The 24,567-nt window shown below is 74.5% G+C and carries 23 protein-coding genes; 9 read left to right on the top strand and 14 right to left on the bottom strand.

All coding sequences use genetic code 11. From position 1 onward, the window contains the following. From H9624_RS10005 to H9624_RS09995, 3 genes are all read right to left on the bottom strand, one after another. The coding region (locus H9624_RS10005) for a 3-keto-alpha-glucoside-1,2-lyase-like domain-containing protein (RefSeq protein WP_251839748.1) at positions 1 to 3,536 on the bottom strand (3,536 nt) is incomplete at its 3' end. 266 nt (positions 3,537 to 3,802) lie between these two features. Beyond that, positions 3,803 to 4,870: an adenylate/guanylate cyclase domain-containing protein gene (locus H9624_RS16905; RefSeq protein WP_251839747.1), complete on the bottom strand. Its 1,068-nt coding sequence runs from the start codon at positions 4,868 to 4,870 to the stop codon at positions 3,803 to 3,805. Beyond that, entirely contained in the window at positions 4,867 to 5,727 is an 861-nt protein-coding gene (locus H9624_RS09995) for a biotin--[acetyl-CoA-carboxylase] ligase (protein ID WP_251839746.1), read from the bottom strand. The genes H9624_RS16905 and H9624_RS09995 overlap by 4 nt, the downstream gene beginning before the upstream one ends. A gap of 70 nt (positions 5,728 to 5,797) precedes the next feature. Here H9624_RS09995 and H9624_RS09990 point away from each other — a divergent pair, with 70 nt between their 5' ends. From H9624_RS09990 to H9624_RS09980, 3 genes are all read left to right on the top strand, one after another. After that, complete coding sequence (locus H9624_RS09990) at positions 5,798 to 6,505, top strand: DsbA family protein (protein ID WP_251839745.1); 708 nt, start codon at positions 5,798 to 5,800, stop codon at positions 6,503 to 6,505. Positions 6,506 to 6,599: 94 nt separating this feature from the next. Next, the gene (locus H9624_RS09985) at positions 6,600 to 8,192 is read left to right on the top strand and encodes an acyl-CoA carboxylase subunit beta (protein WP_251839744.1); all 1,593 of its coding nucleotides are present in this window, start codon (positions 6,600 to 6,602) and stop codon (positions 8,190 to 8,192) included. Then, positions 8,189 to 8,434: an acyl-CoA carboxylase subunit epsilon gene (locus H9624_RS09980; protein ID WP_251839743.1), complete on the top strand. Its 246-nt coding sequence runs from the start codon at positions 8,189 to 8,191 to the stop codon at positions 8,432 to 8,434. Before H9624_RS09985 ends, H9624_RS09980 begins: the two co-directional genes overlap by 4 nt. A 43-nt stretch (positions 8,435 to 8,477) precedes the next feature. Here H9624_RS09980 and focA read toward each other — a convergent pair whose 3' ends face one another. Next, positions 8,478 to 9,332, bottom strand: a complete 855-nt coding sequence (gene focA, locus H9624_RS09975; protein ID WP_251839742.1) for a formate transporter FocA — start codon at positions 9,330 to 9,332, stop codon at positions 8,478 to 8,480. A gap of 320 nt (positions 9,333 to 9,652) precedes the next feature. On the opposite strand from focA, the gene H9624_RS09970 reads away from it, so the two are divergent. From H9624_RS09970 to H9624_RS09955, 4 genes are all read left to right on the top strand, one after another. Then, the gene (locus H9624_RS09970; protein ID WP_251839741.1) at positions 9,653 to 11,368 is read left to right on the top strand and encodes a DUF885 domain-containing protein; all 1,716 of its coding nucleotides are present in this window, start codon (positions 9,653 to 9,655) and stop codon (positions 11,366 to 11,368) included. 40 nt (positions 11,369 to 11,408) lie between these two features. Continuing rightward, positions 11,409 to 12,017, top strand: a complete 609-nt coding sequence (locus tag H9624_RS09965) for a Maf family protein (protein WP_251839740.1) — start codon at positions 11,409 to 11,411, stop codon at positions 12,015 to 12,017. A 168-nt stretch (positions 12,018 to 12,185) separates the two neighbouring features. Then, positions 12,186 to 12,557, top strand: coding sequence for a hypothetical protein (locus tag H9624_RS09960; RefSeq protein ID WP_251839739.1), 372 nt, complete (start codon positions 12,186 to 12,188; stop codon positions 12,555 to 12,557). 318 nt (positions 12,558 to 12,875) lie between these two features. Continuing rightward, positions 12,876 to 14,690, top strand: a complete 1,815-nt coding sequence (locus H9624_RS09955) for an acetyl/propionyl/methylcrotonyl-CoA carboxylase subunit alpha (RefSeq protein ID WP_251839738.1) — start codon at positions 12,876 to 12,878, stop codon at positions 14,688 to 14,690. A 3-nt stretch (positions 14,691 to 14,693) separates the two neighbouring features. Here the strand turns inward: H9624_RS09955 and H9624_RS09950 are convergent, their stop codons facing one another. Further along, positions 14,694 to 15,617, bottom strand: a complete 924-nt coding sequence (locus H9624_RS09950; protein WP_251839737.1) for an NUDIX domain-containing protein — start codon at positions 15,615 to 15,617, stop codon at positions 14,694 to 14,696. A 156-nt stretch (positions 15,618 to 15,773) separates the two neighbouring features. Here H9624_RS09950 and dapD point away from each other — a divergent pair, with 156 nt between their 5' ends. Beyond that, on the top strand, positions 15,774 to 16,727 hold the full coding sequence (gene dapD / locus H9624_RS09945; RefSeq protein ID WP_251839736.1) for a 2,3,4,5-tetrahydropyridine-2,6-dicarboxylate N-succinyltransferase: 954 nt from the start codon (positions 15,774 to 15,776) through the stop codon (positions 16,725 to 16,727). After that, a complete protein-coding gene (locus tag H9624_RS09940) occupies positions 16,720 to 17,574 on the top strand; it encodes a hypothetical protein (RefSeq protein ID WP_251839735.1) in 855 nt (284 codons plus the stop codon). The genes dapD and H9624_RS09940 overlap by 8 nt, the downstream gene beginning before the upstream one ends. On the opposite strand, the gene H9624_RS09935 is transcribed toward H9624_RS09940, so the two are convergent. From H9624_RS09935 to H9624_RS09895, 9 genes are all read right to left on the bottom strand, one after another. Then, positions 17,571 to 18,404 carry a hypothetical protein gene (locus H9624_RS09935; protein ID WP_251839734.1) on the bottom strand — a complete coding sequence of 278 codons (834 nt, stop codon included), beginning with the start codon at positions 18,402 to 18,404 and terminating at the stop codon, positions 17,571 to 17,573. The genes H9624_RS09940 and H9624_RS09935 overlap by 4 nt on opposite strands. Next, positions 18,401 to 19,150: an ABC transporter ATP-binding protein gene (locus tag H9624_RS09930; protein WP_251839733.1), complete on the bottom strand. Its 750-nt coding sequence runs from the start codon at positions 19,148 to 19,150 to the stop codon at positions 18,401 to 18,403. Before H9624_RS09930 ends, H9624_RS09935 begins: the two co-directional genes overlap by 4 nt. Beyond that, positions 19,147 to 19,776 (bottom strand): YIP1 family protein, encoded by a 630-nt coding sequence (locus H9624_RS09925; protein ID WP_251839732.1) that lies wholly within the window; start codon positions 19,774 to 19,776, stop codon positions 19,147 to 19,149. Before H9624_RS09925 ends, H9624_RS09930 begins: the two co-directional genes overlap by 4 nt. After that, positions 19,773 to 20,057, bottom strand: coding sequence for a hypothetical protein (locus tag H9624_RS09920; protein WP_251839731.1), 285 nt, complete (start codon positions 20,055 to 20,057; stop codon positions 19,773 to 19,775). Before H9624_RS09920 ends, H9624_RS09925 begins: the two co-directional genes overlap by 4 nt. Positions 20,058 to 20,070: 13 nt before the next feature. Continuing rightward, positions 20,071 to 20,592, bottom strand: coding sequence for a stage II sporulation protein M (locus tag H9624_RS09915; protein WP_251839730.1), 522 nt, complete (start codon positions 20,590 to 20,592; stop codon positions 20,071 to 20,073). Between the two features lie 2 nt (positions 20,593 to 20,594). Further along, positions 20,595 to 21,290, bottom strand: a complete 696-nt coding sequence (locus tag H9624_RS09910; RefSeq protein WP_251839729.1) for an ABC transporter ATP-binding protein — start codon at positions 21,288 to 21,290, stop codon at positions 20,595 to 20,597. Continuing rightward, entirely contained in the window at positions 21,250 to 22,911 is a 1,662-nt protein-coding gene (locus H9624_RS09905) for a hypothetical protein (protein ID WP_251839728.1), read from the bottom strand. Before H9624_RS09905 ends, H9624_RS09910 begins: the two co-directional genes overlap by 41 nt. Positions 22,912 to 22,920: 9 nt before the next feature. Beyond that, positions 22,921 to 23,265, bottom strand: a complete 345-nt coding sequence (locus H9624_RS09900; protein WP_251839727.1) for a hypothetical protein — start codon at positions 23,263 to 23,265, stop codon at positions 22,921 to 22,923. Between the two features lie 119 nt (positions 23,266 to 23,384). Beyond that, positions 23,385 to 24,542: a sensor histidine kinase gene (locus tag H9624_RS09895; protein ID WP_251839726.1), complete on the bottom strand. Its 1,158-nt coding sequence runs from the start codon at positions 24,540 to 24,542 to the stop codon at positions 23,385 to 23,387. Positions 24,543 to 24,567 lie beyond the last annotated feature (25 nt).

Raw genomic sequence — 24,567 nt, 5'->3', positions numbered from 1 at the left:
TACTCCTGACCGATCGTCTCGACGTACTCGAGCGTCTCGTCGAAGCCCGCCTCACCCACGTCGAAGTGCGAGGACGGGATCTCCAGACCGATCTCCTCGGCCATCGCCCGCACCTGCTCCGCGGTGTAAGGGTTGAGGTTGCCGCCGTAGGGCTCGATGTTCTCCAGCCCGATCTCCGCCAGCCGCGCGAGCACCGTCTGCTGCCCCTCGGCGTTCACCCACGGGATGAGGGAGTACAGACCGATGGAGACCTGGTCCACCGGCACGCGGACCGGCTCGCCGCCCTCGGTGGAGAAGGTGTGGGTCCACTCGGCCGCAGCGCCCTCGGGGAAGGCGAAACCGTCGAGCGGGCGGGCCGTGACGATCACCGTGCCGGCGCCGTCGTACTCGCCGGCCTCGACGACCTCACCGTCGACGACGTACTCGACGCCCTCGACCGCGGGGACCGTGTAGACGTCGTCCTCGGTGCCGTCCTCGTCGGTGAAGGTCACCGGCGCGGGCGTCACCTCGACGACGGCGAGGTCCTTGACCTGGATGTCGCGGTAGAAGACCGTCTCACCGCCGCCGTGGTTCTGGATCCCGATGAAGCCGGCGCTGAGGTCACGGGCCGGGTCGGTGCTCGTGAAGTCGTTGACCAGGACCTCGTTGAGGTAGATCTTGATGTTGTCGCCCTGGACGACGATCTCGTAGCTGTTCCAGCTGCCCACCGGGTTGAGGGCCGCGTCGCGGGCCTCGAGGTCGGCGCCCTGGAAGGTGTAGATCGCACCGGTCGTGCGGTCGTCGGCGTCCGTCGCGTCGATCTGGATCTCGTAGCCCTGGTTCACGGCCACCCACGGGTCGTTGCCCGGGTTGGGGAAGCCGACGAACACACCACCGTTGTCGTCCTTCACGAGCTTCCAGTCGAGCTTGAGGCTGTACTCGCCGAGCTCGTCCTGGTGCCAGAGCAGGCCCATGCCGCCGGTCCCGCGCAGCGAGCAGTCGTCCCAGCGGCCGAAGGACCCGGCGCCGGCGAGCTTCCAGTCGGAGAAGCTCTCGAGCGTGCCGTCGAAGAGGGCGGTGTAGCCCGGCTCCGTCGTCATCGGCTCACAGATGTCGGGCTCGCCGACGGACAGGACGTCGAGGTTGACGTTGCCGTCGTCGCCCTGGTCGTAGCGCAGCGCGATCGTGTTCGCCCCGGCGTCGAGCTCGATGTCACGGGAGGCGGTCGCCCACGTCTTCCAGTCCCCGAGGCGGGGCAGCACCCACGGCCCGACCTTCTCCCCGTTGACGTAGAGGGACATGGTCTTGTCCTTGTCGGACGGGTTGGGGCCGTTGGCGTAGCGCAGGTGGACCGGGTGGGTGCCCGCCTCGTCCACGTTGACGGTGAAGCGCACCTCGGCGCCGACGTTCTGGATGTTCTGGGCGAAGCCGGTGCCGGAGTACCCACTGTGCTCGTCGTGCGTGTTCGCGCCACCGAGGAGGGTGGCCTCCTCCGCCTCGTAGTAGCCACGGTCGGCGGGGCCGACGTAGCCGGGCAGGGAGTTGAGGGTGTACCACGCCTCGGTGCTCCACAGCTCGTCGCCGTTCGCGTCCGTGAAGGGGCGGGGCGAGCGGAAGTGGACGACGTGCCCCGGCTTGAGGCCGTCGATCGCCAGCGTCACGGTCGTGCCGTCCTCGGAGAGGTCGGCACCGGTGACGAGGAGGGACTCCTCGCCCACCTTGGGGCCGCCGTAGGAGGGCGTGGGCACGTAGCGCCACTGGTTGACGTCGTAGGCCTCGGCGAGCCCGTCGACGGTCTCCTCGGAGAGCGGCTGGGTGTACTCGAGCTCGAAGCCGCCGTCGACGACACGGACCTCCTTGATGTCGAAGGTGTCGTCGCCGACGACCTCCAGCTTCTGCAGGCCGTAGCGGAGCTTGCCGGACTCGCCCCAGTTGCCGCCCTCGCCGATGCCGCCGACGTAGATCGAGCCGTCGGGACCGACGATGGTCCGGTTGACGCCGGCCTCGAGGCCCGCGGTGTGGCGGAAGACGGCACCCTGGTACTCGCCGTCGACCTCCTCGAGGAAGGCGCGCTGCAGGCCGCCGTAGGTGACGTCACCGAAGAGCATCTGCCCCGCGAAGGGGCCGTCCGTCAGCTGGAACGGCGCGCTCGGGGAGTTGCCGATCTCGTTCTGCGGCACCCACACGGCGGGCGGGCTCACCGGCTGGTCGTCGAAGGGACCGGCCGGGTTCGTGTAGTGGTTGAAGAAGCGCCCCTCCTTGATGTGGACGAGCTTGGAGCTGGGCAGCCAGTCGCCCTGGTTGTCCATGGCGAAGAGGTCGTCACCGTCGGTGCCACCCCAGCCGATGCCGTTGGGGGTGCGCAGGCCGCCGGCGATGAAGTCGACCTCGCCGCTCTCGCGGTCGATCGAGATCGTCGTGCCACGGTTCTGCGCGGGCTGCGGGTTCGTCGACGCGCCGCCGTTGTTGATGGCGACGGAGAGGTTGACGTAGAAGTTCTCCTCGTCGTGGACGAGGCCGAAGGCGAACTCGTGGAAGTTGCCGCCGTCGGGCCAGGTGGCGAACTTGCCGGTCACCTCCCCCTCGTCGTCCGTGTACTCCGGGTTCCGGACGTACGTCGGGTTCTCCGGGTCCTCGGACTCGGGGTCGGGGACGAGCTCGGTGAGGCCGTCACGCTCGGAGACGAAGATCGAGTCGCCGATGACGTCGACGCCCATGGGGTTGAACAGCCCGTCGTGGACGAGCCGGTAGCTCACGTCCTCGGGCCCGTCGGCGTCCTGGACGCCGTCCATGAGGTAGACCTGGCCGGTGTACGGGTCGGGCTGCCAGCCGCCCGGGCTCACCTGTCCGGCCGTGACGACGACGAGCTCGCCGTCCTCGGTGAAGTCGAGGGCCGAGACGGCGGGGGCGAAGCCCTCGGGGCGCAGGTCGACGAGCTCGTAGTTCGGGTTGACGTCGAACAGGCGCAGGCCGTCACCGGGGGTGTCGGTCGCGCCCTCGCAGAACTTCACGCCCGGGGCCGTGACGCGGACGACGCCGGCCTCGGTGCTGAGCGCGGAGGTCGGGACGACCTCCCACTGGGTGCTGCCCGGCGTCTTCCACGAGAAGGTGAGCCGCTGGCCGAAGCCGCCCTCGTAGTGCTCGATGCGCAGGTCGTGCGTACCGGCGGTGAGGGAGACGGTCGCCTCCACGGACGTCGAGTCCTGGGGGCCGTCGTTCTCGAGGATCAGCTGGTCGTCGAGGTAGACGAGCGCGCCGTCGTCGTTGGTGACGCGGAAGCCGTACTCGCCGTCCGTGGGGACGGTGAGGGTGGCGAGCGCGTGGGTGATGAAGTTGTCGGAGGCGCCGAAGTCGGCGTCGGTGCTCCAGTCGATCGTCGGCATGAGCTTGTCGACGTTCGGAGTGGTAGCCGAGCGGAGGGTGCAGACCCCGCCCGGGTCACTCGCGAGCTGGAAGGTGCGGAGGGTGACGCCTGGCTCCTGGGGAGGGAGGACGTCGGCGGCGGCGGGTGCCGCCATGCCTGCCCCGATGACGGCGGCTGTGGCAAGTGCTGCCACGACCCGGCGCCCGGTGGAGGCTCTCGGCGCGGGGCCGCGAGCGGGCAGGACAGAGGGGATGAGCATCATTACTCCTTCGGTCGTCCACGAAACCTGGCGACACGTCGTCCCTGACGACGCCGCCCGGCAGGTGTGACGCTAGCCCCACTTTTCTAGGCCGTCAACCAACTTCCGATCGCCCAAAAGCAAAAGCCGGGCGTGTTCGAATTGCCCCGATCGAGGCTCTCCCGGCCCGCACGTGACGGTCCGGTGACGCCGGAGCGCGGCTATGCGCGGCGGAGCTCCACGGGGCTCATCTGGCCGATCCCCGCCATGTCGACGGGCGGGAGCGGCACGAGCTGGAACTCCGCAGCCGCCGAGGAGGTCGACAGCCGCTCGCTCGTGGCGGGGTCGGTGATGACGGAGTCCGGCTCGGCGACGTCGGCCAGCCGGGAGGCGAGGTTGACGACCGGCCCGAAGACGTCGCCCGAGCGGGAGATGACCCGGCCCCACACGACCGAGCCGCGCACGGGGAGCAGCCCCGGCCGGGAGCGGATCTCGGTGACGAGGTCGACCGCGACACGGGCGGCCGTGGGGAGGTCGTCGGCGATGAAGAGCACGGCGTCGCCGATGGTCTTGACCACGCGCGCGCCGTGGGAGGTGATGACGTCCCTGGCGGTGAACTCGAAGCCCTGGACGAGCTCCGCCAGCTCCCGGGAGCCGAGGCGGGCGGAGCTGGAGGTGAAGGACACCATGTCGATGAAGCCGAGCGCGCGCGGCAGCGGCAGGGAGTCGCTCGTCGTCTCCTCCACGGACCTGCTCGCGACCTCGGCGTCCATCCGCACGGCGAGTGCTGCGAGCTGCCGGCGCCAGGCGTAGACGAGCTGACCCTCGAACATGCCGGCGATGTCGGCGATGTTGTCGAGGACGACGAGGCGCGCGCCGGTGTCGTCCAGCCGGTGACGGCGGCTCACGTCCTCGACCAGCGCCTCCACCTGCCACAGGGCGAGGCGGTCGGCGAGGTAGCTCTGCGCCCGGAGCAGGGAGACCGCGGTGGCGCGGTCGACGTGGCCGCCGCGGACCAGTGAGTCGATCGACGTCAGCGCCGAGACGTCCCGGTCGGTGAAGGTGACGGCGTCGTCGGCCACGTTCTGGAAGCCCATGGCGCGCCAGAAGAGTCGCGCGGTCGCGAGGTCGACCCCTGTGCGCTCGGCGAGCTCGACCATCGTGAGGCTCGGCGCGCCGCCGACGAGCTCGGCCACGCGCTCCTCGACCGTGGACCGCCCCTGCGGCGCCTCCTCGGAGGGTCGCTCCGCCGGCGCGGTCGTCTCCCCGAGGTCTGCGGCATCCGTCACAGTTCCAGGTTAACGTCCGCCCCGGCCTCCGCCGACCCCGTGTCCGCCCGCACGTGCAGGACGTCCCCTGCCAGCACCCTGTGCAGCACCCCGGCGGCGTCACGCACCGCGAGGCAGCCGTCGGGCTCGAGCGCCTCGGCGCGCCCGTGGAGAACCCGGCCACCCGGCTGCTCGACCCGCACGTCACGGCCCAGGGTGAGGCAGGCGGCGGCCACCTCGGCGAGCAGTCCGGACGCGCACGCGTCACCGTCGTGCTCCTCCCAGCGGCGCACGAGCGGCCCGAGCTCGCGCCCGACGGCGTCGAGCAGGGCCGTGGGCGCGGGCACCGGCAGGCCGGCGAGGGCCATGGATGTCGCCGAGGCCACCGGCAGCGCGCCCGCGTCCTGGGCGAGGTTGACGCCGATCCCGACGACGGCCACCGGGCTGCCGTCGGGTGCAGGCGGGAGGAGCTCGGTGAGGATCCCGCCGAGCTTGCGGGCGGTGCCCCACCCCGCGAGCGCCGGCCCGCCGTCGTCGACGAGGACGTCGTTGGGCCACTTGAGGCCGACGCCGCCGGCCCGGTCCCCGCCACCGGAGCGGACCGCCCGCACGACGGCGAGGCCGGCGAGGAGGGTGAGCCAGGGGACGCGCTCGAGCGGCACCCGCGGGCGCAGCAGCAGCGAGGCGGTGAGCGCGACGCCCGGCGGGGTGAGCCAGCTGCGGCCGGTGCGGCCACGGCCGGCGGTCTGGTGCTCGGCGACGAGCGCGGACAGGTGCGGCCAGGCGGCCGGGTCGGCAGCGACGGCCTCGCGCAGGGCGGTGCTCGTCGAGCCCACCTCGGCCAGCCGGACGACACGCGCGAAGGGCTGCTCGGTCACGCGCCCACCCAACCACAGCGCCGCGGGCCGGGCTTAGCATGGCCGGACCGCCTACCTCTGGAGCCCGTCCATGCCCGCGTCCCGCGCCCGCATCCTCGTGCCCGTCCTGCTCCTCCTCGTCGTCGTGGCGGTGGTCGGCGGGCTCCTTGTCGGCAGCACCGGCGACGAGGACGCCACCCCCTCCGCGGTCCCGGTGACGACGCCGCCGGCCCCCTCCGCCGCCCCCACCGAGTCCACCGCGCCCGCGCCGGCCCCGGACCTCACGAGGCGCCTGGAGGGAGACCCCATGGCCGCGGGACCTGTCGACGCTCCGGTGGGCGTGGTCGTCTTCTCCGACTACAGCTGCCCCTACTGCCAGCGCTGGGTGGTGGAGACGCAGCCGACGGTCCTCGAGTACGTCGAGGAGGGCTCGGTGCGCCTCGAGTGGCGCGACATCAGCATCCTCGGTGAGGACTCCACGCGCGCCGCCGTGGCGGCCGCTGCCGCGGCGGAGCAGGGCCGCTACCAGGAGTTCCACGAGCTGCTCTTCGCCGACATGGACGCCCGCTCCCCCGAGCAGCTCACCGCCATGGCCGAGCAGCTGGGCCTGGACCTCGAGCAGTTCGGCGCCGACCTCACCGACCCCGCCGTCCTCGGCACCGTGCAGCGCAACGTCGACGAGGCGCAGAGCCTGGGCCTGCAGTCCACGCCGAGCTTCGTCGTGGCCGGGACGCCCGTCGTGGGCGCACAGCCGGCGGAGGTCTTCGTCGAGCTCATCGAGGCGGCCCTCGCCCCGTAGCGAGCACCGTTTGTCGGGGCCCCACAACACCGCGTCGCCGAAACGCCGCGTCCAGGCAGCGAGGGTGGTGGCCCGCCACACGTACGCTCGCCGGGTGACCTCCGAACCCACAGACCTCACCGGCACCGCTGCCCGGCTCGCCGATCTCACCGCCCGGAACACCGAGCTCGAGCGCGCCGAGGCCGTGGCGCAGGAGAAGCAGCACGGGCGCGGCAAGAAGAGCGCCCGCGAGCGCATCGAGGGGCTGCTCGACGAGGGCAGCTTCGTCGAGCTGGACGCCTTCGCCACCCACCGCTCGACCAACTTCGGGCTGGACAAGCGCAAGGTGGCCGGTGACGGCGTCGTCGTCGGGTACGGGACGGTCGACGGCCGCCAGGTGTGCATCTACTCCCAGGACTTCTCCGTCTTCGGTGGCAGCCTCGGTGAGGTCCACGGGCAGAAGATCACCAAGGTCATGGACCTCGCCCTGCGCACCGGGGTGCCGCTCATCGGGATCTCCGACGGCGGAGGCGCCCGGATCCAGGAGGGCGTGGCCGCGCTCACCCAGTTCGCCGAGATCTTCCGCCGCAACGTCGCGGCCTCCGGGGTCATCCCGCAGATCTCCCTCATCCTCGGCCCCAGCGCCGGCGGCGCCGTCTACTCCCCCGCCCTCACCGACTTCATCGTCATGGCGGACAAGACGTCGAACATGTTCATCACCGGCCCCGACGTCATCAAGGCGGTCACCGGTGAGGAGGTCGGCTTCGAGGAGCTCGGCGGCGCGGCCACGCACAACGAGCGCTCCGGCGTCGCCCACTACCTCGCCGAGGACGAGGAGGACGCGCTCGACTTCGTCCGTGCCCTGCTCGCCTTCCTCCCCGCCAACAACCTCAGCGAGCCGCCCACCTGGCCGGCGGAGAACGAGCCGCTCGAGGTGACCGACGCCGACGTCGAGCTCGACGCGCTCGTCCCGGACTCCGACAACCAGCCCTACGACATGCGCACCGTCGTCGAGCACGTCGTCGACGACGGCGAGCTCCTCGAGGTGCAGCAGCTCTACGCGCAGAACATCATCACCGCGTTCGGGCACGTCGAGGGTCGTCCCGTCGGGATCATCGCCAACCAGCCGCTGCAGATGGCCGGGACGCTCGACATCAACGCCGCGGAGAAGGCGGCCCGCTTCGTGCGCACCTGCGACGCCTTCAACATCCCCGTCCTCACCTTCGTCGACGTGCCGGGCTTCCTGCCGGGCACCGACCAGGAGTGGAACGGCATCATCCGCCGCGGCGCCAAGCTCATCTACGCCTACGCCGAGGCGACGGTCCCGCTCGTCACCGTCATCACCCGCAAGGCCTACGGCGGGGCGTACATCGTCATGGGCTCCAAGCAGCTCGGCGCGGACGTCAACCTCGCGTGGCCCACCGCCCAGATCGCCGTCATGGGCTCCGGCGGCGCGGTCAACATCCTCCAGCGCGGCGCGCTGAAGAAGGTGGCCGACGAGGGCGGCGACGTCGAGGCGGAGCGGGCGCGGCTCACCGCGGAGTACGAGGACGCGATCGTCAACCCGTGGGACGCGGCCGCGCGCGGCTACGTCGACGCCGTCATCGCCCCGTCCGAGACGCGTGTCCAGGTGGTGCGGGCGCTGCGTGCGCTGGCCACCAAGCGCGCGACGCTGCCGGCGAAGAAGCACGGGAACATCCCGCTGTGAGCAGCGCGACGGGCGAGTCCGGGGACCTCACCGCCGCGCAGCTGCGCGTCGTGCGGGGCGTGCCCGACGACGTCGAGCTCGCGGCCCTCGTCGCGGGGATCGTCGCGGCGCGGGCCGCGGCGGCCGACGCCGCCGGCGCAGCCGCCGCCCGCGTCCCGTCCCCGTGGTCCGACCACGGGCGCCGGCTCGGCCGCCGGCCGGTGGCCGGCCCCGGCGCCTGGCGCTGGTCCCTGCACCCCTGACGCAGCCCGTCCCCACAGCCCGACGCGGGGGACCCGACGTCGGTCACCCCGCCGACGGCGCGTGGCGGGCAGGTCGGCGGAAGATGGTCCAGTACATGAGGCCGATCATGACGCCGCCGCCGACGACGTTGCCCAGGGTCACGGGCAGCAGGTTCCCGAGCAGGACCGCGTCCCACGTCACCGCGGCGTAGTCGCCGGCGAGCTCGGCACCCGCGGTCCCGCGCAGGAGCAGCGCGAGCGGCAGGAGGAACATGTTCGCCACCGAGTGCTCGAACCCGGCGGAGACGAACAGCGCGATGGGCAGGGTGAGGGCGAGGACCTTGTCGGTCGTCGTGCGCCCCGAGTACGCGGCCCACACGGCCACGCACACCATGAGGTTGCACAGCACCCCGAGGACGAAGGCCTCGACGGCGGAGTGCCCGACCTTGCCGACGGCGGTGTCCAGGATCACCCGGCCCCAGGCGCCGTCGGCGGCGTGCCACGTGCCACCGGCGTAGACGAGGGCGACGACGGTGAGGGCACCGAGGAAGTTGCCCGCGTAGACGACCGCCCAGTTGCGCAGCAGCTGCGCCCAGGTGATCCGGCCGCTCGCCCGCGCGGTGAGGGTGAGCGTGGAGGACGTGAACAGCTCGGCGCCGGTGAGGACGACGAGCACGATGCCGGTGGAGAAGACGAGCCCGCCGAGCACCCTGGCCACGCCCCACGGCAGCGCCTGCGCGCCCACCTGGCTCGTCGTCCAGAAGACGAAGGCCAGGGCGATGTAGCCGCCGGCGGTGACGGCGAGGAGGAAGGAGCCGAGCGGGCGGCCGGTGGCCTTGGCGCAGGCGGCGTCCTCCGCCGCCCGGGCCAGCTGCGCCGGGGAGGGGATCCCCGGGGACTCCGACACCGTGCCGGTCATGACTCTCCCGTCCGCGCCGGGGGGCCCGGCGCGTCCCCGATCCTCGCGCGCCGCAGGAGCGCGGACGGGGGCCCTTGGACCCGGGCCACCCGCGAGACGCACACCGGCGAGCCAGGGCGGCGCGGCGCGTCCTTGCCGAGCCGATCACGACGGAGCGGCCGCCCCTCCTTTGGGAGGGCCGGTTGACCTCCTTCCGACGGAGGGTGGGCGCTTCACCCCGGCTCTCACCCCGGCCCCGCGTCGAGCGTGACCTGACTCTCAACCCGTGCGCACGTGTGGCACCGTCCGGACGGCGCGTGTAAAGGAATACGCTCGACCGCGTGACCAATCCCCGCGGCAGCACCGCCCTCGACGCCATCGCCGAGCAGTACGTCGTCCGTCTCGCCGAGCTCGACCCGGTCGCGGCCACCTCCCTGGGGATCCCCGGTCACGACGACGAGCTCCCCGACCTCTCGCCCGACGGTCAGCTGGCGCGGGCCGAGGCCGCGATGGAGTCGGTCGCCCGGGTGGCCGCCACCGACGCCGTCGACGAGGTCGACGCGACGACGAAGGCCGCCATGGCCGAGCGCCTGGGCCTGGAGGTGGAGCTGTACATGGCCGGCGAGCTCGGCCGCGAGCTCAACGTCATCGCGTCCCCGGTCCAGGACCTGCGGGACGTCTTCGACCTCATGCCCACCGACACCGCCGGTGACTGGGAGTGCGTGGCGCGCCGGCTGGCCGCCCTGCCCGAGGCGATGTCCGGCTACCAGGAGTCGCTGCGCGCCTCGGCCGCCGACGGGAAGATCGCCGCACTGCGCCAGGTCGAGGCGTGCATCGTCCAGGCTGAGGAGCTGGCCGCGGAGGGCACCTCCTTCTTCGACACCTTCGTCGACGGCGCCCGGCCGGACGGTACCGAGCCCACCGGCGCTCTCGCCGAGGCGCTGATCGGCGGCGCCGCCGCGGCGCGCCGCGCCTACGGCGAGCTCGCCCAGATGCTGCGTGAGGAGCTCGCGCCGCGTGCCGGCGCGCAGGACGCCGTCGGCCGCGAGCGCTACTCGCTGTGGTCGCGCCACTTCCTCGGCGCCGTCGTCGACCTCGACGAGACCTACGAGTGGGGCCTGGAGGAGCTCGCCCGCGTCACGGCCGAGCAGGAGGCCGTCGCCGCCCGGCTCTACGGGCCGGGCACGAGCCCGGCCGAGGCGATGGCCCGCCTCGACGCCGACCCGAGCCGCCAGCTCCACGGCACCGAGGCGCTGCGGGCCTGGATGCAGGAGACCTCCGACCGCGCGGTGAGCGAGCTCAGCGGCACGCAGTTCGACATCCCGGAGCCGGTCCGCCGCCTCGAGTGCCGCATCGCCCCGACGCAGAGCGGCGGCATCTACTACACCGGCCCGAGCGCCGACTTCTCCCGCCCCGGACGCATGTGGTGGTCCGTGCCCGCGGGCGTCACGGAGTTCAGCACGTGGCGCGAGCTCACGACCGTCTTCCACGAGGGCGTCCCCGGGCACCACCTCCAGATCGGCCAGACCGCCTACCGCTCGGAGCTGCTCAACACCTGGCGCCGCCTCGCGTGCTGGGTGAGCGGCCACGGCGAGGGCTGGGCGCTGTACGCCGAGCGCCTCATGGCCGACCTCGGCTACCTCGACGACCCGGCCGACTACCTCGGCATGCTCGACGGCCAGCGCCTGCGCGCGGCGCGCGTGGTGCTCGACATCGGCGTCCACCTCGGCAAGCCCGCCCCCGCCCAGTGGGGCGGCGGCACCTGGGACGCGCCCAAGGCGTGGGAGTTCCTCAAGGAGAACGCGAACATGGCCGAGGGCTTCCTCGCCTTCGAGCTCGACCGCTACCTCGGCTGGCCCGCCCAGGCGCCGTCCTACAAGGTGGGTCAGCGGCTGTGGGAGCAGCTGCGCGACTCCGCCCGGGACCAGGCCGTCTCGCGTGGGGAGACCTTCGACCTCAAGTCCTTCCACCGGCGGGCGCTCGACGTCGGCTCGGTGGGTCTGGACGTCCTGCGCTCCGCCGTCCTCGGCCGCCCCGAGGCCACCGCCCGCGCCTGACGGCGGGCGCGAGGGCGAGGCTCACGTAGGCTCGTCGCCCGTGAGACTCGTCCTCGGTTCGGCCTCGCCCGCCCGCCTCGCCACCCTCCGCGCCGCCGGCCTCGACCCGGAGGTCCACGTCTCCGCCGTCGACGAGCCGGCCCTCCTGCGCGCGGCGGGCGAGGACGCGACCCCGGCCGACCAGGTGCTGCTCCTCGCCCGCGCCAAGGCGCGGGACGTCGCGCCCACCGAGCGGGACGCCGTCGTCGTGGGGTGCGACTCGATGCTCGAGCTCGACGGCGAGGTGCACGGTAAGCCCGCCGACGCGGCCGAGGCCGTCGCCCGCTGGCGGCGCATGCGCGGCCGCTCCGGCGTCCTCCACACCGGGCACTGGCTCGTCGACACCCGCGAGGCCCCCGCCCCGGAGGTCGGCGCGGTCTCGTCGACCACCGTCCACTTCGCCGACCTCAGCGACGCGGAGATCGACGCCTACGTCGCGACGGGCGAGCCGCTCGTCGTCGCCGGCGCGTTCACCGTCGACGGGCTCGGCGGCCCCTTCGTCACCGGCATCGAGGGCGACCACCACGGCGTCGTCGGCATCAGCCTGCCGCTCCTGCGCACGCTGCTCGCCGAGCTCGGCGTCTCCGTCACCGACCTCTGGGCCCGCTGACACACTCCTCATCCCCCTCCCTCCCGCCCCCTCCGCCTCTCCCCCCTTCCTCTCCCTCCGCCGACAGCTGGATTCCGCGCGGCCCGGTGCGCGGAGGCCGCCCACGGCCCGCTCCCCCGGGGAGTGGGACTTGTACTGTCGGCGGGAGGGCGAGGGACGGGTGATGGTGTGAGCGACCTGCAGTGTGCGGCGACGCTCGTCGTCGTGGACACGGCCGCTGCCGGCGAGGCACTCCGCGCCCGGCGTGCGGCAGCCGTCGTCTCGACGCCCGGCGCGCTCGACACCGCCGCCGACCTCGCCCAGCGGCTCGAGGTCGCCCGCCGGGACCTGCCGGAGGACGCCACCTCGCCCGAGATCCTCGTCCGCGCCCTCGATGACCTCGCCGACGAGTACCGCGGGGAGTGTGTCGCCGTCGTCGTCACGGCGGAAGCGCTCGCCGCTCTGGCCCGGCTCGTGCTCCCTGGCGGAGGCGGTGCTCTCGTCGTCGAGATCGACGGGGACGGTCACCGGTGGGGACCCTGGGCTGCCGGCGGCAGGTGAACCCGGGAATAGCCGGCTGTCGGGGGTAGGTGGGCTCTCGGCGGGACGGGGGACCGGGGCGGGATCCAGCTGTCGACGGGGAGGGTTGAGCGGCGGACGAGGCGCAGGCTGTGCGGGCGCGACAAGCGGACGCACCGGCGCCGCACCCTTGCCGCACTGCGCTTGTAGGGTCGCCACAACCGACCTGGTGGCAACCTGCGGCTGCCGACAGACTTCCCCGGGACGGCGGGTGGTGAATAGGACCGGCGCCGCCTGGCGGCTACCGTGGGTCGGTCCGGGCGCTGGCCCCGGGGTCCTGGCGAACAGATCGGAGCATCCATGACGAGCACCTCTGGAGCGTCGTCCACCCGGCGCCCGCTGACGAAGGTGCTCATCGCCAACCGCGGCGAGATCGCGGTGCGGGTCGCGCGCGCCTGCACGGACGCCGGCATCGCCTCCGTGGCCGTCTACGCCGACTCCGACCGCGACGCCCTGCACGTGCGGCTCAGCGACGAGGCCTTCGGTCTCGGCGGCTCCCGTGCGGCCGAGACCTACCTCGACGCCGGCAAGCTCCTCGACGTCGCCCGCCGCAGCGGCGCGGACGCCGTCCACCCCGGCTACGGCTTCCTCTCCGAGAACGCCGAGTTCGCCCAGCAGGTCCTCGACGCGGGCCTCGTGTGGATCGGCCCGCCGCCCGCGGCCATCCGCGCCCTCGGCGACAAGGTGAGCGCCCGGCACATCGCCAGCGCCGCCGGCGCGCCCCTCGTCGCGGGCACGCCCGACCCCGTCGAGTCCGCGGACGAGGTCCTCGCCTTCGCCGACGAGCACGGGCTGCCGGTCGCCATCAAGGCCGCCCACGGTGGTGGCGGCCGCGGCCTCAAGGTCGCCCGCACCCGCGAGGAGATCCCCGAGCTCTTCGACTCCGCGGTGCGCGAGGCCAAGGCCGCGTTCGGCCGCGGGGAGTGCTTCGTCGAGCGCTTCCTCGACCGTCCCCGCCACGTCGAGACCCAGTGCCTGGCCGACGAGCACGGCACCGTCGTCGTCGTCTCCACCCGTGACTGCTCCCTCCAGCGCCGGCACCAGAAGCTCGTCGAGGAGGCGCCCGCCCCCTTCCTCACCCCCGAGCAGGACGCCCTCCTGCGCGAGGCGTCGACCGCGATCATGCGCGAGGCGGGCTACGTCGGGGCCGGCACCTGTGAGTTCCTCATCGGGGCCGACGGCACCGTCTCCTTCCTCGAGGTCAACACCCGCCTGCAGGTCGAGCACCCGGTGACCGAGGAGGTCACCGGCATCGACCTCGTCCGCGAGCAGCTGCGCGTCGCGGCCGGTGAGCCGCTCGGCTACACCGAGGTGCCCACCCGCGGCCACAGCATCGAGTTCCGCCTCAACGGCGAGAACCCGGCCGCCGGGTTCCTCCCCGCCCCGGGCACCATCTCCTCCCTCACCTGGCCCGGTGGCCCGGGCGTGCGCGTCGACACCGGCGTCTCGGCCGGCGACACCGTCTCCGGGGCCTTCGACTCCATGCTCGCCAAGCTCATCGTCACCGGCGCCGACCGGCAGCAGGCGCTGCAGCGCGCCCGCCGGGCGCTGCGCGAGCTGGAGATCACCGGCATCCCCACGGTCGTGCCCTTCGCGCGCGCCGTCCTGGACGCGCCGGAGTTCGCCGCCGCGGACCCCTCCTCCTTCACCGTCCACACGACGTGGATCGAGTCCGACTTCGCCGAGCGCCTCTCGCAGCTCGGGGCTCCGGAGGCTCCCACCGCGGTCACGCCCGACACCCCCGAGGACGCCACCGAGCGGGTCGTCGTCGAGGTCGGGGGCAAGCGGCTGGAGGTCGTGCTGCCCGCCGGCCTGGGCATCGGCGCCGGCCGCGGAGGCCGCGGTGCGGTCCGCCGTCCCGCCCGCCGCAGCGGCGCACGCGCCGCCGCCGCCTCGAGCAACGGCTCCCTCACCTCCCCCATGCAGGGCACGATCGTCAAGGTCGCCGTCGAGGACGGCGCGACGGTCGCGGCCGGTGAGCTCGTCGTCGTCCTCGAGGCGATGAAGATGGAGCAGCCGCTCGTCGCCCACCGGGCGGGCACGGTGCGCGGCCTCCAGGCCGCCGTCGGCGAGACCGTCTCGGCCGGCACCGTCATCTGCGACATCGACGAGTAGCGCCTACCCGAGCACGAGGGACGGTCCGGCGGTCCGGGCGCCGCTCGCCTCGACGCGTCCGCGCAGCTCACGGTCGGCCGTGACGACGACGACGTCGGCCCCCTCCCGCACGTGCCGCTCGGCCTGGGCAGCGATCTCGTCGTCGCCCTCCCCCGGCGCGTCGACGACGTCGACCCGGCCCACGCCGTCGGCCGGCGGGATCCCGGCGGCTCCCCTCCCGCGTCCCTCGGCGACGAGGACGACGTGCGGGTACCAGGTGTGCCCGGGCAGGCCGAGGCGCTCGGCGGGCAGGCCGGTCGTCGCGAGGGTGAGGAGCTCGTCGCGCAGCCGGGTGGTCGCGGCGGCGCGGTCGCGCCACCAGCCGTCGGGCCGCGAGCCCATCGTGTTGGCGCCGTCGACGACGAGCACGAGCCGGCGCCCGAGCAGCGCGCGCAGCGCCGGGAGCGCGTCCGCGAAGGCCGGGAGCAGCCGGCGCTCCCGCACGGCGGCGCCCTCGACCCACGCCACCCCCAGGCTCTCCGGGTCGCTGACCCGCGGCTCGAGGTCCTCCACCGCCTCCGCGACGACGGTCGTGTAGGACCAGTCCGGGTGCTCGAGGCGGTGGCTCGCGCGCACCGCCACGCCCGACGGCGGGAGGCCCGCCTCCTCCTGGGCCTCGCGCAGCGCCCCCTGGACGTCGGTCTCACCGGGGTCGACCGCGCCGCCCGGCAGACCCCAGGTGCCGCCGTGGTGGCTCCACAGCGCCCGGTGCTGGAGGACGACGGCGTAGTCGTGCGGGCCGGTGGCCGGGTGGCGCAGCGGCCGCCACAGCAGCAGCCCCGCGGCGCCGTGACGGCCCCAGTGCCGGTGCCCGCAGCGGCACTCGACCCAGCCGTCACCGGGCCGGTGCGGCGAGCGCGGGTCCGGCGGGGTCAGCGAGTCGGCCACCGCCCCACCCTGTCCCGCCACACCCGACCTCCGCAATCGGTGGGTCCCTGCGCCGCCCCGCTGCCGGGCACGAGCCGGCGCCTCGGGAGGGCGGCGTGAGGCGGCGCACACGGACGGCGTCCGGGCACGTCGCCGAGCCCTCGTAGGCTGTCCCCCATGACGGCACGTCTCGCACGCGGAACCGGTCTGGCCACGGTCACGGACGAGGGCACGGTCCTCGACGTCTGGTACCCCGACCCCACGGTCGACGGCGCCGAGGGGGCGGGCTCCACGGCCACCACCGCCCTGCCGGTCGCCGAGCGCCGCGACGAGGCCCGCGGCGTCCACAGCCGGGTCGTCACCGCGGAGATCGACCTCGACGCCCCGCCCACGAGCACCGTGGACGCCTACCTGCGCCTGCACCTGCTGTCCCACCGCGTCGTGGCGCCGAACTCCCTCAACCTCGACGGGATCTTCGGCGTGCTGCCCAACGTCGTGTGGACCTCGGCCGGCCCCTGCGCGGTGGAGGGCTTCGACCAGACCCGGGTACGGCTGCGCGCCCGCGACGGCCACCTCACCGTCCACGGCGTCGACAAGTTCCCGCGGATGACCGACTACGTCGTCCCCAGCGGCGTGCGCATCGCCGACTCCTCCCGGGTGCGCCTGGGCGCCCACCTCGCGCCGGGCACCACGGTCATGCACGAGGGCTTCGTCAACTTCAACGCCGGGACGCTGGGCCGCTCGATGGTCGAGGGCCGCATCTCCCAGGGCGTCGTCGTCGGTGACGGCACGGACGTCGGTGGCGGCGCCTCGATCATGGGCACGCTCTCCGGCGGCGGCGAGGAGCGCATCACCCTCGGCCAGCGCTGCCTGCTCGGCGCCAACAGCGGGATCGGGATCTCCCTCGGTGACGACTGCGTCGTCGAGGCCGGCCTGTACGTCACAGCCGGCACGAAGGTGACCGTCCAGACGGCCCCCGGGGACTCCTCCGCCTCGCCCACGGTCGTCCCCGCCCGCGAGCTGTCGGGCCTGCCCAACCTGCTCCTGCGGCGCCACTCCGTGACCGGCGCCGTCGAGGCACTCACCCGGACGGGGACGGGCATCACGCTCAACGACGCCCTCCATGCGTAGCAGGCTGCTGCGCGGCACCGTCGGGGTGCTCGCACTGGTCGTGCTCGCCGTCGGCGCCGTCGCCCTCCTTCTCACGCGGCTGGTGCCGGACCGCGTGAGCGAGACCTGCGCCGTCGTCCTCGACGACGGCACCCGCCACGTCCTGGACGCGGACCAGGCGGACAACGCCGCCCTCATCACCGCCGTCACCGTCCGCCGGGGGCTGCCCGCCCGCGCCGCCACGATCGCGCTCGCGACCGCGGTCCAGGAGTCGAAGCTGCGGAACATCGACTACGGCGACCGTGACTCCCTCGGGCTCTTCCAGCAGCGCCCCTCCCAGGGCTGGGGCACGCCGGAGCAGGTGACCGACCCGGTGTACGCGACCAACGCCTTCCTCGACGGCCTCGTCCAGGTGCCCGGGTACACCGAGCTGCCGATCACCGAGGCCGCCCAGACCGTCCAGCGCTCGGGCTACCCCGAGGCCTACGCCGACCACGAGCCGGAGGGCCGCGCCTTTGCGTCCGCCCTCACCGGGCACTCCCCCGCCTCCCTCACCTGTCACCTGCCCGAGCCCGACGCCGCCGCGTCCCCGGCCGAGGCGGCCAGCGCGCGGCTGGAGCAGGACTTCGGGATCACGGCGACGGCGGCCGACGGCGCCGTGGTCGTCGGGGCCGCCGCACTGCCCGGGGACGCCCCGCAGCGGCTGGCCTGGGCGGTGGCGCACTGGGCGGTGGCGACGGCGGTGGACACCGGCGTGACGACGGTCGAGGTCGCCGGCCAGGTGTGGCAGCGGTCCGACGGCAACGAGGCGGGCTGGGCGCCGGCCGACGGCGGCGGCCCCGACGACGGCGGCGTCCGGATCTCCTAGCGGCACACCCGGGCGCGCAGGGCGGGCGGCGCGACCGCGAGGCACGCGGCGGTGACGGCGAGCGCCCCGAGCACGGTGAGCACCCACCCGCCGTCGACGTGCTGGGAGCTCCAGGCGAGCGCCTTGAGGTGGGTCCCGGGCAGCAACCGGGGCTCGGTCGCGACGACGAGCAGGACCGGCTCGACGAGCACCGACCACCCGAGCACCAGCGCCGCCGCCGCCATGGGCGAGCCCGTCGCGAGGACGAGGACGAGGGAGACGGCGAGGACGAGCGCCCCGAGCACGACCGCCCCGGCGAGCACGGAGCCGACGAGCAGGACCGTCTCCGCGTGGAGCCAGCCGCCCAGCCCGCGGCCCCGCGCGACGAGGATCACCGCGGTGCCGGTGACCGTCCCCGCGGTGGCCGCCCCGGCCAGGGCCGCCCAGCGGCGGGTGGCGTGCAGCCACGCGGCGAGCACGAGCTGGCGCGGTGCCAGGCCGGTGGACAGCTGCACCTGGGCGACACGGCTGCGCAGGTCCCGGCCGACCGACGGGGTGATGAGGAAGACCGCCAGCACCGCGACCTGGGGCGCGAGGAAGCGGGCGACGGCGCTCGCCCCGGCGGGCTCACCGAAGCCGCCCACCGTGTAGGGCAGGCCCGCGCCCTCCGACGGCACGGTGCCGCCCGTGACGGCGGCCAGCCCGGTGACGAGGACGGCCACGAGCAGCCCGAGCACGACGGCACCCGCCACCGCCGGGCGCACGCCCCGGGCCTCCCGCTTGAGCGACTCCGCCGCCCACGCCCGGCGCAGCCCACCGGCCGGAGCGCTCGCGGCAGCGATGGCGCTCATGCGACGACCCCCATGCCGGAGGCGCCCGCCGGCGCCATGAGCGCGCCGAGCCGGTCCGCCAGGCCGGGCACCGCCGGCGGTGCGGGCGGCCCGCCGAGCAGCTCGGCCAGCTCGCCCTCGTGGACGGCGCGGCCCCCGCGGAGCACGATTACCCGGTCGCACACCCGCTCGAGCAGGTGGACGTCGTGGCTGGTGACGACCACGCAGCGCCCCTCCGCCGCGGCGGCACGGATGATCGTGGCGAGGCCGAGGACGGCGACGGGGTCCAGGCCGTTGGTGGGCTCGTCGAGGAGGACGACGTCGGGGTCGCGCAGGAGCACGGTGGCGAGGGACAGGCGCTGGCGCATGCCCATCGACAGCCGCCCCGCGCGCACGGCCGACGCCCCGGCGAGGCCCACCTGCTCCAGGGCCTCGGCGGCCCGCCCAGCCGGCACCCCGGCCGAGGCCGCGACGACCTCGGCGTTGCGCCGGACGCTGTGCCCGTCGAGCAGGGCGGGCCCGTCGATGACGGCGCCGACCCGGTGGACGTAGCGGTGCGGCGCGTCCAGCGGGTGGCCGAGGACGCTCCCGCCTCCCGCCGTCGGGCGCAGGAGGCCGCACAGCACCCGGAGGAGGGTCGACTTGCCCTCCCCGTTGGTCCCGACGAGGCCGGTGACGCGCCCCGGCGGGAAGGAGGCGCTGACGCCGTCGAGCACCCGGCGGGTCCCGCGCGCCGCGACGAGGCCCTCCAGCACGACGCCGCTCATCCCAGCACCGCCTCGGCGAGCGGGCTGAGCAGGCCGACGAAGCTCGAGAGGAAGGTGACGACGACGCTCGCGGTGCGGCCCAGGCCCAGCGCCCGGCGGCAGGCGAGGAACAGCAGGACGGCCGTCCACACGAGGAAGGGGTCGGCCATCTGGACGAGCCAGGACCGCTCGGCGTACCAGTCCGCGCCGGCCACGAGGGTGACGCCGGAGATGACGACCTGCCGCAGCACGAGGGGCAGGATCGCGAAGAGCCAGGCCGTGGTGATGCGGCGGACGCTCGCCTCGGTACCGGCGACCCGCACGGAGAGGCTGAAGACGAGCAGGTGCATGAGGAGGAGCACGAGCTGGAGGACGAGCGCGGCGACCCCCAGGGCCACGGCGATGAAGGGGGCGTTGGGGACGAGCTCGACCGTCTCCGGGTTGCCCGCGAACTCCCGCGCGAGCGCGTCCCCGGCCACGACGCCCGTGAGGAGCGGGGCGAGGGGCAGGACGGCGAGGAGGAGCAGCACGACCGGGCGGGCGGCGCCGTCCCGGTCGAGGGAGGCGAAGAGCCGGGAGGGGGAGCCGAGCACCACGAGCAGCGGTGCCCGGACCGCGGCCGGCGCGGGCGCGGGCGCGGCGGTCATGACGTGTGCTCCAGCACCATGACCCCCGTGGCGACGGCGAGGTAGCCGACGACGACGGCGGACAGCGCCACCCGCATGGCCGTCGAGCGCACGAAGGGCAGGAGGAACAGCAGGCTCACGGCGAGGACGCCCAGGCCGACCGTGATCCCGAGGACGCCGGGGACGAGGAGGATCGCGACGAGCGCGAGGAACGGTGCGGCGCCCACCGGCAGGAGTCGCAGCAGCACGTTGCCCGGTGGCTGCGCTCCCGTGCTGGCGGACCGGTCGAAGAGCGTGTCCATGGGGTCTCCTTGGTCAGATGACGGTCGACTCGAGCGCCGCGGCGGCGACGAGCAGGACGGTTCCCGCGGCGGTCCACGCCGTGGCGGCGAGGACGGCGCGGGTGAGGGCGCGGGCAGGGGCAGCCCCGCGGACGTAGGACCACACCCACACCGCGCCGTGGAGCCCGGCGCCGGTGAAGGCGACGAAGGCCAGCAGCTCGGGCACGAGGTGCGGGACGAGGGCCAGGGTGGCGCCCCACCCGAGGTCGGCGACGTGGGCGCCGAGGACGTAGCCGGAGGCCACCGAGCCGACGGCCGCCACGCCGGCGGCACCGACCCCGAGGGTGAGCCAGCCGAGGACGCCGATCGCCAGCCCGAGGCGCAGGTTGTGGCGCAGGACGTCGAGCCCGCCGAGGTCGGTGCCGCCGGGGGCGACCTGCTCGACCTGGTGCCCGACCGCCCCGGCGACGAGCAGCGGGAGGAGGACGACGACGGCAGCCGTCACGCCCAGCACCGCCTCGCGCTTCCCGGGGGCCGCTCGCGGCGGCGCGGGCACGCTCACCACCTCGTCCGCCCGGCCGGCCCGACGGCGTCGGGCAGCTCGGCCGGCCCGTCGGCGGTGACGGTGCCCCGCTCGACGACGACGCGGCGGCGCGCCACCCCGCGCATGTCCCCCACCGTGTGGGCGACGACGACGACGGCCCCACCGCGCTCGGCCCAGGTGGTGATGAGCCCGCGCAGCAGCTCGGCGGTGTCGCCGTCGAGCCCGTTGAACGGCTCGTCCATGAGGACGAGCTCGGGCTCTCCGACGGTGAGCAGGCCGAGGGAGAGCCGCTGACGTTCCCCGAGGGAGAGGTCGCGGCCGAAGGAGCGGGCCACGTGGTCGAGCCGCAGATGCGCGAGCAGGGCGGCGGCGTCGACGCGGCGCTGCCAGAAGCGGGCGAAGAACTCGACGTGCTCGGTGACGGTGAGGACGTCGTAGAGCACGGGCGCGTCGCCGAGCAGGGCGGCGCGCAGCCCCGGGCGGGTGGTGACGGTGCCGTGGGACGCCGCCACCTCACCGGCGAGGAGCCGGAGCAGGGTGGACTTCCCGGCACCGTTGGGGCCGCTGACGAGGACGACGTCCCCGGCTACGACGGTGAGGTCGACGTCCTGGAGGATGCGCGAGTCGCCGATCTCGACCCCCGCTCCGGTGAGGTGGGCGAGCACCGGGTCAGACCCCGGTGGCGGCGCGTCGGCGTGCTGCAGTCGCACGGGTGTCTCCCTTCACGAGGTTGCGGTGGACCGCCGGGGCCAGTCGGCCGGCGGTGGCGTGCGCGACGGGGACCGCGGCGAGGACCGCGAGCACCGTGAGGGCGACGGGCACGGCCCCGGTCCACACCGAGGCGAGCACGACGAGCGGGGTGGTGGTGGCGACGACGACCGCGGTGACGACCCCGCTCGCCAGCCGCACGGAGGGCTCGAGGTCGGCGATGCCGAGGTCCTTGCGGAAGAGTGCCGGACGGTGCGCGGACCCGACGACGACGCAGACGGCCTCCCCCACGGCCGCGACGACGGCGACCGCGGCCATCGCGCCGAGCGCCGCCCCGGGCCACGGCGCGACGACGTGGACGAGCCCGGCGCAGGCGAGGCCGACGACGGTGAGGATGGTGGCGGCGACGGCGGACTTCGCGGCGAGGTAGCCGCGGTAGGCGGCCGGGTGCCAGCGCAGCAGGCGCAGCGTGGGGCCGTCGGCGTCGGAGGTGAGGAGCGGGGTCAGCGCCTCGGAGGCCATGCCGAGGATGACGACGACGAGCCCGGCGTTGGCCAGGGTGGCGAGATGCCCGAGGAAGGGGTCCGCGGAGGTGGCGGCCACGACCTGCCCGGCGAGGCCGACCCCGACGAGCACGGGCAGGAGGGTGAGGACGTCGTCGAGGAGCTGCCAGGCGGGCAGGCCGCGGCGCAGGAGGAGACGCAGGTCCTTGTCCGCCGTCGCCCGGGCCGGCGTGAGCGGGAAGGGCCGGGTGGTGCGCCACCGGTGCCCGCCGGACAGCCGGCTGCGCACCCGGTGGAGGTTCGCGGGCAGCGCGAGGTGGGCGGCGGCCAGGCCCGCGGCGAGCGCCAGCACGGTCGCGAGACCGCACAGCGCGAGGCCCTCGGGGGTGCGGAGGACGGCCAGGACCGACTCGACGCGCGGGTCGGCGAGGAGGGCGCCGGGCCAGGACGTGAGGTCCCCGCCCTCGCGCCCGGCGGCGAGGAGCACGGGAGCGACGGTGACGGCGAGCGCGGTGAGCGCCACCGGGACGAGCAGCCCGAGCCCGAAGAGTCCCGGGCCGACGAGGACCGGCGGGAGCCGCAGGACGAGGGTGAACAGGAGGCAGGACAGCGTCATGGCGAGTCCGGACGCGGCGACGTACAGCAGACCGGCGCCCCCGAGGGGCACGAGTGCCCGTACCGGCGTGCCCGTGACGAGGGCGGCGACGGCGACGGCGAGCCCGAGGAGGAGGAGACCGGCGGCCTGCGGGACGAGCTGGGTGAGCCAGACCCGCCCGAGGTAGAGGTCGGCGCCGCGCAGGGGCGTCCGGGAGACCAGCCGGAGGTCGGCCTGCTCGTAGGCGGTCACGGCGCCGGCCGGGCTCAGCCCGGTGAGCACCCGGAGCAGCGCGAGGACGAGCAGGAGGGCGGCACCGCCCTCGAGCAGCCGGTCCCGGCCCTCCCCCGCGGCGGGCAGGACGCCCACGAGGAGGAGGCACGTCGCCACGGTGACGGCCACGGCGAGCGTGACCACCAGCGCGACGACGTGCCGGCGCGTGGGCAGGAGCCCGGGCACCCGGACCGTCCAGGCACGCTGACGACGGAGGACGTCCATCCGCCACAGCACCCACGCGTTCCTCATGTCAGCGCCTCAGAAGTTGAGGGCGGCCTTGCGGGCCGCCGTCTTGCCGAGCTGCCGGACGAGCGCGGCGAAGGTGAGACGGATGGTCACGGCCCACGCCCCGAAGCCGAGCGGGACCAGCGCCAGCGACAGCGCCATCGCCCACGGGCTGTTGAAGGCGTTCCAGATGCCGATGGCGGCGGCGCCGCTGATGCCGAGGTGGACCTTGAGGTCCGGGGCGAGCTCCGCCGCCCCGAGGAGGCTACTGGTGCCCAGGGCGGGCGTCAGCAGCAGGATGGCGACGGCGAGCAGCGTGACCGCCCCCGCGACGCCGGCGGCCCGGACGGCGTCCGTGCCGATGGATGAGGTCTTCATGTGCGCACTCCTTCGTGTGGTTCCGGACGGTGTTGTCCGTGGGAACCGACGCTAGGGAGGGCGGCGTCGCCGGCGCGATACCCGATCCGCGACTCCGACCCCGACCTTCGTCGAGAGAGTCAGGCGACGGGGACGACGCAGCGCAGCACCCAGGTGCCGCCCTCGCGGGACCCGGTGACCGTCCCGCCGTGCTCCCCGGCGCGGGCGCTCATGTTGCCCAGCCCGAGCCCGGAGGAGGGCAGGTCCGACACGGCACCGACCGCGTTGCGCAGCTCCAGGCACAGCCGGCCGCCCTCCCGGGTCGCGCGCAGCGCGACCGGCTCACGGGGGTCGGCGTGCTTGACGACGTTCGTCGCCGCCTCCTGGAGGATCCGTCCCAGGGCGACGTCGAGCTCCAGGGGCAGGCCCTCGAGGACGGCGGGGTCGTAGTCGACCTCCGTGCGCAGCCCGAGGGCGTGGAGGTGCTCGCGCACGGCCGCCATGGTCGCCTCCAGGCGCAGCGACTTCTCCCCCGGCCCGGCGAGCTCCTCGGGCGTCTGCAGCACGCGCAGCATCCAGCGCAGCTCGGTGAGGGCCTGGCGGGTGGACTCGGCGATGACACGCAGGGACCTGTCCCGCTGCTGGGCGTCCTCCGACATCGAGACGACGTCCGCGTGCATCGACGCCATCGTCACGTGGTGCGCGACGATGTCGTGCAGCTCCCGGGCGATCCGGTCACGCTCCTCCGCGAGCGAGCGGGCACGCTCCTCCTCGAAGCCCGAGATCCGGTCCGCGGCGGCGGCGCTGCGCTGCGAGAGCGCGGCGTACGCCGCGCCGACGCTCACCGAGGCGACGAGGACGGCCACCGGGACGAAGGCGACGGCACGGGAGTTCTCGTGGGCGAGGAGGACGAGGACGAGCCACAGGAGCGAGGCGGTGACGTAGCCCGCGGCGAAGCGGGGCGTCGCCTTGCCGACGACCACCCCGCTGAGCGCGAGACCGATGATGCCCGTCGGGAGCCACAGCTCGGTGGTGGCGCTGACGAGCATGACGAGCATGACCGCGGCCGCACCGAGGGTGACGCGGTAGGCGACGAGTGCCAGCGAGAGGTAGACGGCGACGACGACGACCGCGTCGAGCGTGCCCTCCCCGTCGGCGAGGACGTCGGCGACGTCGAGGGTGCCGACAACCGCCGCGGCGACGACGACGAGGACGCGCGCCCAGGTGGCGAGCGGCGCACTCGTCCACAGGCCCGCTCGCCGGCTGCCGGCCGGCGGCGGGCGGTACCCCCCGTCCACAGCCCGAGGCTACCGGCCGAGGGGC

Origin of the sequence: Oceanitalea stevensii, from assembly GCF_014837105.1 — a bacterium.
GTDB classification, from domain to species: Bacteria; Actinomycetota; Actinomycetes; order Actinomycetales; family Actinomycetaceae; genus Oceanitalea; species Oceanitalea stevensii.
The sequence above is the reverse complement of the archived record's forward strand: the minus strand, read 5'-3'. Positions and strand labels throughout refer to the sequence as shown.

Excerpts from the sequence above, each read along its gene's own strand:
- H9624_RS09990 (WP_251839745.1), top strand. The coding sequence starts at position 5,798 with ATGCCCGCGTCCCGCGCCCGCATCCTCGTGCCCGTCCTGCTCCTCCTC.
- focA (WP_251839742.1), bottom strand. The coding sequence starts at position 9,332 with ATGACCGGCACGGTGTCGGAGTCCCCGGGGATCCCCTCCCCGGCGCAG.
- H9624_RS09955 (WP_251839738.1), top strand. The coding sequence starts at position 12,876 with ATGACGAGCACCTCTGGAGCGTCGTCCACCCGGCGCCCGCTGACGAAG.
- dapD (WP_251839736.1), top strand. The coding sequence starts at position 15,774 with ATGACGGCACGTCTCGCACGCGGAACCGGTCTGGCCACGGTCACGGAC.
- H9624_RS09940 (WP_251839735.1), top strand. The coding sequence starts at position 16,720 with ATGCGTAGCAGGCTGCTGCGCGGCACCGTCGGGGTGCTCGCACTGGTC.
- H9624_RS09935 (WP_251839734.1), bottom strand. The coding sequence starts at position 18,404 with ATGAGCGCCATCGCTGCCGCGAGCGCTCCGGCCGGTGGGCTGCGCCGG.
- H9624_RS09930 (WP_251839733.1), bottom strand. The coding sequence starts at position 19,150 with ATGAGCGGCGTCGTGCTGGAGGGCCTCGTCGCGGCGCGCGGGACCCGC.
- H9624_RS09925 (WP_251839732.1), bottom strand. The coding sequence starts at position 19,776 with ATGACCGCCGCGCCCGCGCCCGCGCCGGCCGCGGTCCGGGCACCGCTG.
- H9624_RS09920 (WP_251839731.1), bottom strand. The coding sequence starts at position 20,057 with ATGGACACGCTCTTCGACCGGTCCGCCAGCACGGGAGCGCAGCCACCG.
- H9624_RS09905 (WP_251839728.1), bottom strand. The coding sequence starts at position 22,911 with ATGAGGAACGCGTGGGTGCTGTGGCGGATGGACGTCCTCCGTCGTCAG.
- H9624_RS09900 (WP_251839727.1), bottom strand. The coding sequence starts at position 23,265 with ATGAAGACCTCATCCATCGGCACGGACGCCGTCCGGGCCGCCGGCGTC.